At 63.0% G+C, this 12,725-nt stretch carries 14 protein-coding genes and 1 pseudogene; 3 read left to right on the top strand and 12 right to left on the bottom strand.

The window, feature by feature from the left end:
* Nucleotides 1-142: 142 nt before the first annotated feature.
* The 9 genes and pseudogenes from NKL04_RS07885 to NKL04_RS07845 all read right to left on the bottom strand — a co-directional run bounded on the left by NKL04_RS07885 (nucleotide 143) and on the right by NKL04_RS07845 (nucleotide 7,203).
* On the bottom strand, nucleotides 143-472 hold the full coding sequence (locus tag NKL04_RS07885; protein ID WP_023688469.1) for a hypothetical protein: 330 nt from the start codon (nucleotides 470-472) through the stop codon (nucleotides 143-145).
* Nucleotides 469-1,368, bottom strand: a pseudogene (locus NKL04_RS07880) (translation factor GTPase family protein); the annotation flags it as partial. The pseudogene NKL04_RS07880 and the gene NKL04_RS07885, both read right to left, overlap by 4 nt.
* A 41-nt stretch (nucleotides 1,369-1,409) precedes the next feature.
* Nucleotides 1,410-2,330: an alpha/beta fold hydrolase gene (locus tag NKL04_RS07875; RefSeq protein ID WP_245271441.1), complete on the bottom strand. Its 921-nt coding sequence runs from the start codon at nucleotides 2,328-2,330 to the stop codon at nucleotides 1,410-1,412.
* A 52-nt stretch (nucleotides 2,331-2,382) separates the two neighbouring features.
* Nucleotides 2,383-3,162: a DUF8605 domain-containing protein gene (locus NKL04_RS07870; RefSeq protein ID WP_245260834.1), complete on the bottom strand. Its 780-nt coding sequence runs from the start codon at nucleotides 3,160-3,162 to the stop codon at nucleotides 2,383-2,385.
* A 107-nt stretch (nucleotides 3,163-3,269) separates the two neighbouring features.
* Nucleotides 3,270-4,073, bottom strand: a complete 804-nt coding sequence (locus NKL04_RS07865) for a pyrroline-5-carboxylate reductase (RefSeq protein WP_245271440.1) — start codon at nucleotides 4,071-4,073, stop codon at nucleotides 3,270-3,272.
* Nucleotides 4,070-4,948 carry an aldose 1-epimerase family protein gene (locus NKL04_RS07860; RefSeq protein WP_023701731.1) on the bottom strand — a complete coding sequence of 293 codons (879 nt, stop codon included), beginning with the start codon at nucleotides 4,946-4,948 and terminating at the stop codon, nucleotides 4,070-4,072. The genes NKL04_RS07865 and NKL04_RS07860 overlap by 4 nt, the downstream gene beginning before the upstream one ends.
* Before the next feature lie 175 nt (nucleotides 4,949-5,123).
* Complete coding sequence (locus tag NKL04_RS07855) at nucleotides 5,124-5,840, bottom strand: Bax inhibitor-1/YccA family protein (protein WP_023668937.1); 717 nt, start codon at nucleotides 5,838-5,840, stop codon at nucleotides 5,124-5,126.
* Nucleotides 5,841-5,896: 56 nt separating this feature from the next.
* Entirely contained in the window at nucleotides 5,897-6,673 is a 777-nt protein-coding gene (locus tag NKL04_RS07850) for an anti-sigma factor family protein (RefSeq protein ID WP_023691287.1), read from the bottom strand.
* The gene (locus tag NKL04_RS07845; RefSeq protein WP_023668935.1) at nucleotides 6,670-7,203 is read right to left on the bottom strand and encodes a sigma-70 family RNA polymerase sigma factor; all 534 of its coding nucleotides are present in this window, start codon (nucleotides 7,201-7,203) and stop codon (nucleotides 6,670-6,672) included. Before NKL04_RS07845 ends, NKL04_RS07850 begins: the two co-directional genes overlap by 4 nt.
* 175 nt (nucleotides 7,204-7,378) lie before the next feature.
* On the opposite strand from NKL04_RS07845, the gene NKL04_RS07840 reads away from it, so the two are divergent.
* From NKL04_RS07840 to mazG, 3 genes are all read left to right on the top strand, one after another.
* Nucleotides 7,379-7,816 (top strand): DUF3592 domain-containing protein, encoded by a 438-nt coding sequence (locus tag NKL04_RS07840; protein WP_198029318.1) that lies wholly within the window; start codon nucleotides 7,379-7,381, stop codon nucleotides 7,814-7,816.
* A 129-nt stretch (nucleotides 7,817-7,945) separates the two neighbouring features.
* Nucleotides 7,946-9,130 carry an amino acid aminotransferase gene (locus tag NKL04_RS07835; protein ID WP_023701733.1) on the top strand — a complete coding sequence of 395 codons (1,185 nt, stop codon included), beginning with the start codon at nucleotides 7,946-7,948 and terminating at the stop codon, nucleotides 9,128-9,130.
* Nucleotides 9,131-9,210: 80 nt separating this feature from the next.
* The gene (mazG, locus tag NKL04_RS07830; RefSeq protein WP_023688462.1) at nucleotides 9,211-10,035 is read left to right on the top strand and encodes a nucleoside triphosphate pyrophosphohydrolase; all 825 of its coding nucleotides are present in this window, start codon (nucleotides 9,211-9,213) and stop codon (nucleotides 10,033-10,035) included.
* A 6-nt stretch (nucleotides 10,036-10,041) separates the two neighbouring features.
* Here mazG and hflX read toward each other — a convergent pair whose 3' ends face one another.
* The 3 genes from hflX to NKL04_RS07815 form a co-directional block, all read right to left on the bottom strand.
* Nucleotides 10,042-11,433 carry a GTPase HflX gene (gene hflX / locus NKL04_RS07825; protein WP_023688461.1) on the bottom strand — a complete coding sequence of 464 codons (1,392 nt, stop codon included), beginning with the start codon at nucleotides 11,431-11,433 and terminating at the stop codon, nucleotides 10,042-10,044.
* A complete protein-coding gene (gene hfq / locus NKL04_RS07820) occupies nucleotides 11,434-11,679 on the bottom strand; it encodes an RNA chaperone Hfq (RefSeq protein WP_006202172.1) in 246 nt (81 codons plus the stop codon).
* Nucleotides 11,680-11,824: 145 nt separating this feature from the next.
* A complete protein-coding gene (locus NKL04_RS07815; protein WP_023701734.1) occupies nucleotides 11,825-12,685 on the bottom strand; it encodes a D-amino-acid transaminase in 861 nt (286 codons plus the stop codon).
* Nucleotides 12,686-12,725: the final 40 nt, after the last annotated feature.

The raw sequence follows: 12,725 nt of genomic DNA, 5'->3' as shown, positions 1-12,725 counted from the left end.
TCTGATTGCTTGGCGGGAGGAACGTTGACGAAGCAGTGGCGAAATGAGTTGGCGTGGTCTTCATTTCTCAAGGGATGGGGCCTTTCGCAAAGGCCTCGACTTCCTGGTCGACCGGCCCGCGCCGGGATAACGAACAGGAGCGTCATCCCGAAAAGCTTTCCAGGAGGCCGCTGAAGGCTGCTGCGATTGCAACAAGATGGAAGACGCCAAGGGCCAGCCATCTGGAGCCGCCGGCGCCCGCAACAAATGCCCCATAGGCAGGAAACTGCAGCGTAGCCAATCCGATGGAAAGGCTGGTGATCGTTGTGTTGGTCAAAAGCGTTGCCAGCATGGGGACCGGATAGAGAAGTCGCGCCAGCCCATAGTCGCCATGCCCGGCCCCGGCCGAATAGAGCGCCAGGAAAAAGGCGACCGGCGTGACGCCGAGGCCGACAAGGAACCCTGCCCGCGAGGAGAATTTTGGCGACGTCATCTGGCCATGGCCATGGCGGCCGGTGGGTCGCCGCCGGGTGGCAGTGGTACGGGAGCGTATCCGGAGTAGTCGGCGCGCAGGCGTGCCAGTCCGTTCGAACAGGACCGGAGCGCATCCTCCAGCATGAACATGTTCGCGAGCGGCATTGTGGCTTTGACAACGACGACCACGCCGCTGATTTCCCGACTCCGGATCAGGCCCCGGCGGCTGTGCAGTTCGGCGATGATTTTGTCGACATAGGCCGCCGACGTGTTCACCTCGACTTGCATGATCGGCTCGAAGAGCTGCACGCCCAGCTTGGGAGCGGCTTCACGGAAGCAGGCTCGGCCGGCGATCTCGAAAGTCAGGGGCGAGGAATCAGTATCGTGATACGCGCCGTCGATCAGCGTTGCCTTCACGCCAAGCAACGGGAAGCCAGCAAACGGGCCTGAAGACAGAATGTTCCGCAGCCCCTTTTCGACGCCCGCAACATATTCGTTCGGAAGCGCACCGTCGGCGACCTTGGACCCGAAGACGAAGTCCCAGCTACCGCCATTCGGCTCGAACGCAATCTTGACGCGGGCGAACTGACCCGTACCACCGGACTGCTTCTTGTGCGTGTAGTCCTGCTCGTGCTTACGGGTGATCGTCTCGCGATACGCTACCTTGGGCGCGCCGACATTCACCTCAATGCGAGACTCGCGGCGCAGGTGGTCGATGACTATGTCGAGGTGGAGTTCGTCCCTGCCGGCGACGATCGTCTGGCCCGATTCCGCATCCTGCTTGACGTGCAACCAGGGATCCTCGTCCGCCAGCTTCGACAAGGCAGTAGCTAGCTTCTCCTGATCGGCCCGCGACTTCGGCTCGATCGCGATTTGCAGCAGAGGCCAGGGCGCGGCAGACTTTTCCATCATGACGCCATGGTTGCAGATCGATCCGATGACCGCAACGGAGGGGTCTACGCCCGGCCGGCCGCCCTGCCCGTCCCTTTCGCTTCCTGACTGTGGACGCGCGCCAGAAAATCGCGCACCAGCGGAAGCGCCTCATCGAAATGGGTTTCGAGCAACCAGTGGCCGGCGCCGCCGATGAGATGAAGTTCTGCTTCCGGCAAATCGCGCTGGTAGGCATGCGCCGATTGCGCCGGCATGTAACCATCCTCGGGACCCCAAACGATGAGCGTCGGAGGTTGGTGCTCGCGCAGAAAGCTCTGATAGCGGGGGAACCAGCCGAGGTTCGCCTCCAACTTCTCCATCAGGTTGACCGCGAGCCGCCGGCGGATCGGCGTGTCCATCAAAGGCCAGTGGAGTTTCCAAAGATCGGGAGGCACGCGCTCGGCTACAGCGTCATCCACCTCTCCGACAAACTCGTGCCGGAAGCCCTCCTCGCTTACCGCCTCTTCCAACGGCCGATGCTTTTCGGGCGTCTTCTCATTCCAATAGGCTTTTATGGCGGCGTATTTCGGCCCGAGAACGTCCTCGTAGATGTCACCGTTCTGGATAATGAGTGCGGCGATGCGCTCGGGATGTGCGATGGCGTGGCGCAGTCCGATCTGAGAGCCATAATCGTGCAGCCAGAGAGCATAGCGCGACATGCCGAGCGCATCGCCGAAAGCTGTCAGAAACCCGGCATAGGCATCGAAATCATAGCCAAAAACCGACGTTTCGGGCGTGGCGCTGTAGCCAAAGCCGGGAAAGTCCGGCGCGAATGTATGCCAGCGATCGGCAAGTGCCGGCATCAACCTTCGGAATTGATAGGACGAGCACGGATAGCCGTGCGGCAGCAGGAGGACGGGAGCATCAGGCGGGCCGTCTTCGCGATAGAAGATGCTGTTTCCGTCAACGTCGATCCGGCGATGTTGCAATTCTACCTCCTTGCTCAAAGCTTGCCCGCCACTTTGTTTACGGCGCTCCGGCAAGAAGGTTCCCTTGAAGTCAGGGCGTGACGGCTTCCGGCTCTCCATTGCCCGACAGGATCTGCAGCGTTCCGCGCGTGGCGTTGCGGAACGCATCGTCGAAACTGACGCCACGTACCTGCCAGCGATACTCCTTATCCTTGAAGCTGAGCCGCCAGTCGCCGACCCAGCCCAGCGCTTCCTGGCGCCATACCAAAGTGCCGGCAAGCAGGGCGTCCCCATCCAGCGTGTTGGCCACGTCGGCGAGCGCGACGTCGGACGGCCGAGGCAACTCCAGCGGCAAACCGGTCCGGTGCGCCGCGTCCGCCAGCGCAACGCGCATATCCGCCGCAAGCTCGCCGCCGCCATCGCGCACCAGCGTGAAGCCGTCGCCTTTCATCGGCCTTACATCCAGCAGTGCGACGATTTTTGGCCGCGGCACCGCCCACGGTTTGCGCCCGAGCGACGCCAGCAAGGCATCGATCTTGTCCGGGTCGAAATCGGCGGTGATGTAATGCGGCCGGTCGTGGGTGCCCTGCTCGTCATGCGGCGGGCGGTTGTTGAGCAGGTCGCGGTAGCCGACACCAGTGACATAGTCGGCCGCGTGCCGGCTCATGTCCGCAACACGCGGGTCGCCGATCAGCCGCGGGTCGCCGGAAACCTTGACCAGCACCTCTTCAAGGCACGGCGCCAGGCCCCACGCCCGGTTCTCCTCGCCAGTGCCGCTGGTCACCGATTGCGCGCGGTAGAGGCTGGCGGCGCGGTCGATGTCGGCGGCAGCGACCGGAAAGACAATCAGCACAGCCAGCGCCGCTGCCACAAAGCCCAATTTCAAGCATCCAGGCACCCGCCGACCCTCCCGAAACGGTCCGGAACATCCGTTGGAGCCATACTCCTGATCATCAGGGAATTTCAAGGTGCCGCCCATCAAGGCGTATCGCCGACGATGCGCCGGTGTACGCCGTCCAGGCTCTCGGTGAGCGCCTCGAAGACGTTTCGCGCCGTGAGTTCGCGAAGAACCTGTTCGTTGATGCCGCCGCGCGTCGCATAGTCCTGCGCCAGATGCATGAAGTCGGCATCCGGCGACATATCAGGAGCGCTTCCCAAGGCTTTGAAAAGCGAGGCGATGTAGTCGCGCCCCTTTCCTTCCTCGACGCCATTCTTCTTGAGCCAGCTGTTGATCGTATCGAGATATCTGAAGTAGCTTGCATAGGTCGCGGTGACCACGCTCAGCGCATTGAATTCGGCTGGGTTCTCGACCTCGATCACTTTCCCCAGACTGCCGAACAAGGCAGCGACAGTGGCATCCGGCGGGCAGATGATCGTTGCCCCCAGCCGGTGGGCAATCATCGGCATGGGCAGCGCTTTCATCACCTGGTGCGCGGGTGCGGTCAAGCCGGCAATCTCCTCGCGCGGCAGCGTGGCGATCAAGCTGATGAGGTGATGCTCGCGCCGAAACCGCAAACCCGGCAGGACGTCATGCGCAATTTGCGGCCGGACAGCCAGCATGACTAGGTCGCATTGATCGAGAACCGCCTGATTGTCATCAGCGATACACACATCCGGATAACGGGCTGCCAGCTCTGCGGCGATCTCTTCATTGCGCGGCGACAGCAGCACGGAGACGGAGTTATCCGCGACGGATTTGAGCCCGCTGACAATGGCCGCTGTAAGGGCACCCGTGCCGATGAAGCCCAGTTTCATCGCGCCTGTCTCTGGTTCATCGGTCACAGCGGCGCATGCTCGAGCCGTACCTGATAGCTCAGCACGCGCTTTTCACCGGGCGCGATCAGCATCACGCCCGGCTTGTCCGCGAACTCGCCATCGAAATCCACGGGGCTGGCAAGCCCGTGCCAGGGTTCGATACACAGGAACGGAGCGCCGCCCGGCTTCGACCAGATGCCCAATTCCTTAAAACCCTGCCACGACATCTCGATCGCCGCACCGTTCGCGGCGGCATAGCGCACGCTGGTGCTGGCCGGCCGGTCGAGGATCACGGCGTCTGCCTCGAACAGCTGTTCGGAAAGCGCCAGCGTTTTGCCTTCGATTGGCGTCGGCCGCGGTGCAGCCAGCACCAGGCCATCCTTCAGCCGGCGGATCGGCGCCGGCTCGTCCTGGGCAAAGGTCAGGTGGTAGTCTGTCTTGGCGAGCCCCGGCTGCAATGGCCAATTGAAAGCCGGATGTGCACCGATGGAGGCTGGCAGCGTCTCGTCGCCGGTGTTGGCAATCTCGAAGCTCACACCAAGTTCGCGACGCTCGAGCGTGTAGGTGATGGCAAGGCGAAAGGCGAACGGATAGCGCGTGCGTGTATCGGCATCGTCGGTCAACACCAGCGTGCAGGATCGGGGGCTCGCGTCAGCCCACACAAATGGCTTGTCGCGGGCAAATCCGTGCTGCGTCAGGGGATAGACCTGGCCCCGATGGCGAAGCTGGTCGCCCTTCAGCCGGCCGACGATCGGAAACAGCACTGGCGAATGCCGCCGCCATTCCGGCCCGGCCTGCCACAAAAACTCCAGACCCTCGGCATTGCGCAAGGAGACGAGCTCGGCCCCCTGCCCGACAATGGTCGCCGAAATGCCGTCGCCGTGAAGCGTCACTTGTTCCATGCGTTCTCGCGGAAAGCTGCGTGCGAGCGGCAGGTTAGCAAAAGCCCGCATGGACTCAAGGGCGCAGCGACATCGCGCTGATAGAGGAGCGATGTCTCGACGGCAAAAACGACAGTGGCCGGAGATTCTCCTCCGGCCACTGCGAGATCGAGATTGTTGCCCTGCTACGGTTCGACTATTCGCGTTCGCCGGTGAAGTTCAGCAGCAGCTGGAAGATGTTGACGAAGTTCAGGTAGAGCGACAGCGCGCCGAAGACGGCGAGCTTCTGCTGCGATTCCGCGTCGAAATTCTCAGCATACTGTTCCTTGATCGTCTGCGTGTCCCAGGCGGTCAGGCCAACGAACACCGCGATGCCGATCACCGAAATGGCGAACTGCAGCGCGGTCGAGCCGAGGAAGATGTTGACGACGCTGGCGATCACCACGCCGATCAGACCCATGATCAGGAACGACGAGAACTGGGTCAGGTCGCGCTTGGTCGTGTAGCCGTAGAGGCTGGTGGCGCCGAACATGGTGGCGGTGATGAAGAAGGTGCGCGCGATGCTGGTGCCGGTGAAGACCAGGAACACCGAAGCCAGCGACAGGCCCATCACCGCGCAGAAGGCCCAGAACATCAACTGGGCGCTCGCCGCCGACATCGTCTGCATCTTGAACGAAAACAACAGCACGAAGGCGAGCGGCGCCAGCATCACCACCCATTTCAGCGGGCTGGAAAAGATCGGCACGTAGAGGGCCGGCGTCGAGGACACCACCATGGCAACGATGCCGGTGACGACGAGGCCGATGCCCATATAATTGTAGACGCGCAGCATGTGGCTGCGCAGGCCCTCGTCATAGACGGCGCCGGCGCGCGCGCCAGTGCCCATGCGGTATCCGAGGTCAGGGGTATTCATTGCGGGTTCTCCTTATGTGGTCTCAGTAAAGCGTCTTGATCAGTAAAGTGTCCTGATCAGTAAAGTGTCTTGGCAAGCGTCTCGGCGGTGCGGTCGAGGTCGTGGACATCGCTGCGCGCGACGACCGCGTACGCGACCTCGCCGATCTGGAAATAGGCAGAGGAGATGTCGCCGGAGGGCGCGATGGCAGGCTTGACCACGTCGAAGGTTCCGGGCCGGATCGCAAACAGCGAGACCAGCCCCATATCCTTCGTCTCCAGCGCCACCTCGACGCTCGGCCCGAAGCGCGACGGATAGATCTGGACGTCGCGGACCTTCCAGTCCTTGGGCAGCGATGGCATGACGATTGCGGTGGCGGCGCGGATTTCGTCGCCATTGTAGTTGGGCGCCTCCAGCTGCGAGGGCATCGCCTCGCGCATGAGCGTCGTCTTGTGCGCCCGGATCGCTTCTTCGACATAGGCGGGCGGCGGCGGCGAAGCCACGACCTTGGTCACCAGCAGCGGCCCGAAGAGGCCGTTCGCCAGCCAGCCGGCAGCGACAAAGATGGCGACCGCGGCCGCCCGCTGCAGCACGGCGAAGACGCGGCGACTGGCCAGCCCCCTGCCCAGCCGGCGCGCGACTTCAGTCGTCGCCGGCCGCGCCATGCCTGTGGAAGCAGCCAGCGCCAGGCGCAGTTCGTCGCGCGTCCTCAAGTCGGACATCACCCGCGCCGCAGCCTCCGGACGAGCCGACAGGAACGCCTCGACCTCGATGCGGCGCGCGACATCCAGCTGGTCGTCGACATAGGCGTCGAGATCGGTATCGGTCACCGGGTCCCGCAACAGGTCGGTCATGACGGGTCTCCCACGATCCTCAGATGGCTTTTGGCCGGCGAAGGTGCAGCGTTTTCCATCTCGCGCAGTGCTGCGCGCGCCCTGCCGATACGCGACATCAGCGTGCCCAGCGGCACCCCGCTGGCGTCGGCGGCCTGCTGGTAGGAAAGGCCCTCGATGGCGACCAGATGCAGCGCCGAACGCTGCTCCTCCGGCAGACTGAAAAAGGCCTCGCGCACCTGCGCCAGTCGCACGGAATGTTCCTGCGGCGCCGGCGTGCTGGCATCGGTGAGATAGCCGGCCTGCTCGACACGCGCTGATTCCGACCGGCGCGAGCGCATCTTGTCGATGAAAGCGTTGTGGACGATCGACAGCAACCATGCCCGCAGATTGCCGCCCGAGCGGAATGTGTCGCGCCGCTCGTAGGCGCGCACCAGCGCATCGTGCACCAGATCCTCGGCGTCAGTGCCGTCGCGCGTCAGCGAGCGTGCGTAGCGCCTGAGCGAACCCAGCTGTCCGACAATATCGAAGCGTGGCATCGACCGTTTCATGCCCCGTTTACGAAACAGGCGGGGATCTTAATCCATCGCCACCAAAACTTTTTTGCGTCGCCACAATAGGCATCATGCAATCAGAAGTCCGCTGCGCACTTACCCATCTCCCGTGCGGCAGATGTTTGCTTTATGGATGAAGTCTAGCCTTATCCGTCTGTCCCAGGAGCAAAAGATGGCCAATGGTAGTCGTGTAACGGGTTTTGCAGCGTTGCCGATCGTCGGCAGGGTGTTCATCATCTTTGGCATTGTCGGACTGATCGCTTCCGGCGTGCTGGCCATCGTCGAGATGTACGGCCCTCGTACCGCTTCGGCGACAGGCAGGATTGTCGCCGCCGAATACAATCCCCGCATCGAGTTCTCGACCGCCGACGGCACCGTCATCCGCTTCAACAATGCCGTCCACAGCTCGTTCTGGGGTGATGGCGACAGCGTCCCTGTCGCTTACGACGCAACCAATCCGCAAAATGCCTCCGTCGACAGCTTCGCCGGACGCTGGTTCCTTGCCGGGCTGGCCGGCATGCTCGGCGGTTTCTCCCTGCTGACCGGCATCGGTCTCGCCGTGATTGGACGGGTGCTTATCCGGCGGATTGGAATGAACCCGTCGCCATAGCCGCCGACCCCTGCCGTACAGACAAAGCTTGGCGTAACGGTCCAGTACGCTAGCGGACTGGCGCAGATGGAAGCACTGGCGAAACGCGGCCGCTTTGCGTATTACTCCGCCGCCATTGGAGCCGTATTGATGTTCGAGACCCTGCAACCTGCCCCGGCCGACAAGATCATCGCCTTGATCGGCCTCTATCGCGCCGATCCGCGCCCCGGCAAGATCGATCTCGGCGTCGGCGTCTACAAGGACCGCGACGGCAGGACGCCGGTCATGCGCGCCCTGCGCGAGGCCGAGAAGCGGTTGCTGCAGGACCAGGACACCAAGACCTATCTCGGCCTTGCCGGCGACACCGGCTTCAACACGGCGATGGTCAAGCTGGCCTTCGGCCCCGCTGCCGACATGACGCGCATCCGCGCCGCGCAAGCGCCTGGCGGTTCCGGCGCGCTGCGGCTGGTGGCGGAGCTGTTGAAGCGGACCCGCCCCGACGCAACCGTCTGGCTGTCGGACCCGACATGGCCGAACCACCCGCCGGTGATGCGCGGGGCCGGCCTCAAGGTGCGCGATTATCCCTATTTCGATGCCGTTTCCGGCGCGGTGCGCTTCCACGAGATGCTGGCAACGCTTGGCGCAGCCGAGCCCGGCGATATCGTGCTGCTGCATGGCTGCTGCCATAACCCGACCGGCGCCAATCTCGATATCGCGCAATGGGCCAGCGTCACCGATCTTGTCGTCGAGCGCGGGCTGTTGCCCTTTGTCGACATTGCCTATCAGGGCTTTGGCGAAGGCCTGGACGCCGATGCGGCCGGCTTGCGCCTTCTCGCGGGCAAGGTGCCTGAAATGGTCGTTGCCTCGAGCTGCTCGAAGAACTTTGCCGTCTACCGCGACCGCGTCGGCGCGGCGATGATCCTGGCGAAGAATAGCGCGCAAGCCGATGTCGCGATGAGCCAGATGCTGGCGGCGGCGCGCGCCATGTATTCGATGCCGCCGGACCACGGCGCCGCCGCCGTGCGCATGGTGCTGGAAGATGATGGCCTTCGCGCCGACTGGGAGGCGGAGCTGGAGGAGATGCGGCTGCGCATGCTGAGGCTGCGGGTCCAGTTCGCCGACGCGCTGCGCCGGCAGTCCAACTCCGACCGCTTCGACTTCATCGCCAGCCATCGCGGCATGTTTTCCAGGCTTGGCCTGACCGAGGCGCAAGTCGAGCGGCTGCGTGCCGAGTATGGCGTCTACATGGTCGGCGACAGCCGCATCAACGTCGCCGGCCTGCCCGAGGACGGCATGGATGACCTCGCCAAGGCGGTTGTGTCGGTACTCGGCTGATACGGCTGAGCTGTGGACAAGGTCAGGCCGCCAGCTGACAGCGTTGGCCGCACGACAGGCAGCGGGATAGCATTCGCCGCATGAAACCTTCGCGCGACATTTCCCGGCTGATCGAGATCATGGCGGCGCTCAGGGCGCCGAAGACCGGCTGTCCCTGGGACATCGAGCAGGATTTCTCGACCATCGCGCCCTATACGATCGAGGAAGCCTATGAGGTGGCGGACGCCATTGCGCGCGGCGATCTCGACGATCTGCGCGACGAACTCGGCGATCTCCTGCTGCAGGTCGTCTACCACGCGCAGATGGCTGAGGAAGCCGGCGATTTTGCCTTCGGTGATGTGGTCGAGGCCATCACCACCAAGATGATCCGGCGCCATCCGCATGTCTTCGGCGACGAGAAGGCGCGCAGCGCCGGCATGGCAAAGGGCATGTGGGAAAAGATCAAGGCTGAGGAAAAAGCCGAAAAGCGAAGTGCGCGCCTCGCCCGCGGCCTCGACCCCGAAGACCATGGCAAGGGTTTCCTGGACAGCGTGCCCGTCGCCCTGCCCGCTTTGACTCGTGCGCTGAAGCTGCAGGAAAAGGCAGCGCGTGTCGGTTTCGACTGGAGCGAGGCAGCACCCATCCTCGACAAGATCGAGGAAGAGATCGGCGAGCTGCGCGAGGCACTGGCTAAGGGCGAAACGGCTGAGATCAAGGACGAATTCGGCGACATGCTGTTTGCCGTCGTCAATCTGGGGCGTCACCTCAAGCTCGATTCGGAAGCGGCGCTTAGCGGCACCAACGAAAAGTTCCGCTCGCGCTTCCACTATGTCGAGCGCGCGATCGATGCATCGGGAAGCACGCTCGAAAAAGCCACGCTGGACGAGATGGAAGTGCTCTGGCAGCAGGCCAAGGGCGTGAAATAATCAGGCTTACTGCCTGTTTTTGCGGTGCAATCGGCTTTCGATCTCTTGCCGGGCGGTGTGCGTGGCCTTGAGTGCGATGGTCGCGCTGCCATCCTCATTGTCTACCCGCGAAACGACGTCGCCGTTACGGTATAGCCAGTCGACAAGGCCGAACTGCGGCGGTTCGATCGTCACCGTCAATTCCTCGAGTTCGCCCGACATCCTGGTCTCGATCAGCGCCTTCAGCGCATCGATGCCTTCGCCGGTGACGGCCGAGATGGCGATCGGCGGCGCCTTGTTGGCGTCAGTGCCGTCGGCAAGCAGACGCTCGCGGTTGCCGTCGTCGAGCAGGTCGACCTTGTTCCACACTTCGACGACGCGCTTGGCATCGCCGGCATCGACGCCGAGATCGGCGAGAATGCGCTCGACGTCCTCGGCTTGCGCTGCGGTATCCGGATCCGAAATATCGCGCAGGTGGATGACCAGATCGGCCTCGACGACCTCTTCCAGCGTGGCGCGGAAGGCGGCGACCAGATGCGTCGGCAGGTCCGAAATGAAGCCGACTGTGTCCGACAGGATGATCGGCGTGCCGTGCGGCAGGCGCACGCGGCGCAGCGTCGGGTCGAGCGTGGCAAACAGCATGTCTTCGGCCAGCACGTCGGCCCCGGTCAGCCGGTTGAACAGCGTCGACTTGCCGGCATTGGTGTAGCCGACGATCGCCACCACCGGGAACGGCACCTTCTTGCGCTTGGCGCGGTGCAGGTCGCGGGTGCGGCGCACCGTTTCCAGCTCATGCTTGAGCTTGATGATTTTTTCCTGCAGCTGCCGCCGGTCCGATTCGATCTGGGTTTCGCCGGGGCCGCCGAGGAAGCCGGCTCCGCCGCGCTGGCGTTCAAGGTGGGTCCAGCTCCGCACCAGGCGGCCCTTCTGGTAGTTGAGATGGGCAAGTTCGACCTGCAGCGTGCCCTCCTTGGTCCGCGCGCGCTCGCCAAAAATCTCCAGGATCAATCCGGTGCGGTCGAGCACCTTGGCATTCATTTCTTTTTCGAGATTGCGCTGCTGCACCGGCGTCAGCGGATGGTCGACGATGACCACCTCCGCGTGACCCTCTTTGACGATCTCGGCGAATTCCGCGACCTTGCCGCTGCCGAGCAAGGTTGCCGGGCGTGGATCGTTGACGGTGACCACCGCCGTGTGGATCAGATCCAGGTTGATGGCGCGGGCAAGGCCGACCGCTTCGTCGTGGCGCGCATCCGCCGAACGCGTCAGCCGTGGACGGTTCGTTTCGTCATCGTTGCGCTGATGCCGGGTAAGCACCGGCACAATGACAACCGCCCGGGTCGGACCTGTGGCTTCCGTCCCGGAATTATGTGCTGGTTTCCCGCGGACGCCGCGGTCCGCGTCTTTTTCACGTGCCAATCAGGCGCCCTGGCTTTCCTCGCCATCGAACATCTGAACCGGCTGGCTCGGCATGATCGTGGAAATGGCATGCTTGTAGACGAGCTGGGAGTGGCCGTCACGGCGCAGCAGAACACAAAAATTGTCGAAGGAAGTGACCACGCCGGTCAGCTTGACGCCGTTGATGAGAAAGATGGTGAGTGGATTTTTGCTCTTGCGAACAGAATTCAGGAACAGGTCCTGAAGGTTTTGCGATCGTTCCGCCATTGTTCTTGTCTTTCGCCGATCCCCTTCGGTTTGCAGGCTAATGCGCCAAATTAGCGGGCACATGTCAAGCTTGCAAACACCCCCTTGCCGTCAGTAACGACAAGCAGAACGAGATATATTGATGTGCAGTCCGTCTGTGCGGTTATCAGGCTGGACTTTTTTCCGCAACGTCAAAAAAGGCTTGCCGCAATGAAAGTGTTATCGAACCGGGGTGCCCATTGGCGACCGCGGCACCGTCGATTGCCACGACCGGCATGGCGATTGTCGTTGCCGAACTGATGAAAGCTTCTCGCGCAGCCTTGGCTTCAGTGACTGAAAAACCGCGCTCCTCGATCGTCAACCCGAGCTTTGCCGCCACTTCGAACATGGTCGTGCGGGTGATGCCGCGCAGGATGCCATGCTCCGCCGGCCGGGTGACCAGAACGCCGTCCCTTGTAACGATCCAGGCGTTGGACGAGCCGCCCTCCTTGACGTTGCCATCGGTGTCGACGAACCAGGCTTCCTGGGCGCCGGCCTCCTTGGCTTTCTGCTTGGCCAGCACGTTGGGCAGCAGGCCGGTGCTCTTGATGTCGACCCGGTCCCAACGGTTTTCCGGCACGGTGATGACCTTGATGCCCGCCTCGGCTCGCTTGGCGGCCGCCGCCGGGTCGGCCTTTCTGGCCGTAATCACTAGCGATGACGGTGTATCGGCGGGGAAAACGAAGTCGCGGCTGGCAACACCGCGCGTAACCTGGACATAGACCAGGCCGTTGACGACGTGGTTGCGCCGGACGATTTCGCGCAGAAGAAGCGGCAGCACACCCTTGGTGACCGGCCAGTCGATCGACAATTCGCTAAGGGAGCGGCTCAGCCGGGCAAGATGGCGCGGCATGTCGACGATAAAGCCCTGCGCCACCTCGCAGACCTCGTAGACGCCGTCGGCGAATTGATAGCCGCGATCCTCGATATGCACGGCAGCGTCGGCATGGGCGACATAGCGCCCGTTCACATAGGTAATGCGCGGCATGGGTGATCCCTCAGAAAAGTCCCGGTTTTTCTATGCGATT

The sequence above is a fragment of the Mesorhizobium sp. C264A genome (assembly GCF_040324515.1).
Lineage (GTDB): Bacteria > Pseudomonadota > Alphaproteobacteria > Rhizobiales > Rhizobiaceae > Mesorhizobium.
Note: the sequence above shows the minus strand (reverse complement) of the source record. Positions and strands in the feature narration are given on the sequence as shown.

Bases quoted from the DNA above. Each gene is read 5' to 3' on its own strand.
- NKL04_RS07855 (WP_023668937.1), bottom strand. From the start codon at position 5,840: ATGAATACCCCTGACCTCGGATACCGCATGGGCACTGGCGCGCGCGCC.
- NKL04_RS07840 (WP_198029318.1), top strand. From the start codon at position 7,379: ATGGCCAATGGTAGTCGTGTAACGGGTTTTGCAGCGTTGCCGATCGTC.
- NKL04_RS07845 (WP_023668935.1), bottom strand. From the start codon at position 7,203: ATGAAACGGTCGATGCCACGCTTCGATATTGTCGGACAGCTGGGTTCG.
- hfq (WP_006202172.1), bottom strand. From the start codon at position 11,679: ATGGCGGAACGATCGCAAAACCTTCAGGACCTGTTCCTGAATTCTGTT.
- NKL04_RS07885 (WP_023688469.1), bottom strand. From the start codon at position 472: ATGACGTCGCCAAAATTCTCCTCGCGGGCAGGGTTCCTTGTCGGCCTC.
- NKL04_RS07815 (WP_023701734.1), bottom strand. From the start codon at position 12,685: ATGCCGCGCATTACCTATGTGAACGGGCGCTATGTCGCCCATGCCGAC.
- NKL04_RS07860 (WP_023701731.1), bottom strand. From the start codon at position 4,948: ATGGAACAAGTGACGCTTCACGGCGACGGCATTTCGGCGACCATTGTC.
- NKL04_RS07850 (WP_023691287.1), bottom strand. From the start codon at position 6,673: ATGACCGACCTGTTGCGGGACCCGGTGACCGATACCGATCTCGACGCC.
- NKL04_RS07835 (WP_023701733.1), top strand. From the start codon at position 7,946: ATGTTCGAGACCCTGCAACCTGCCCCGGCCGACAAGATCATCGCCTTG.
- mazG (WP_023688462.1), top strand. From the start codon at position 9,211: ATGAAACCTTCGCGCGACATTTCCCGGCTGATCGAGATCATGGCGGCG.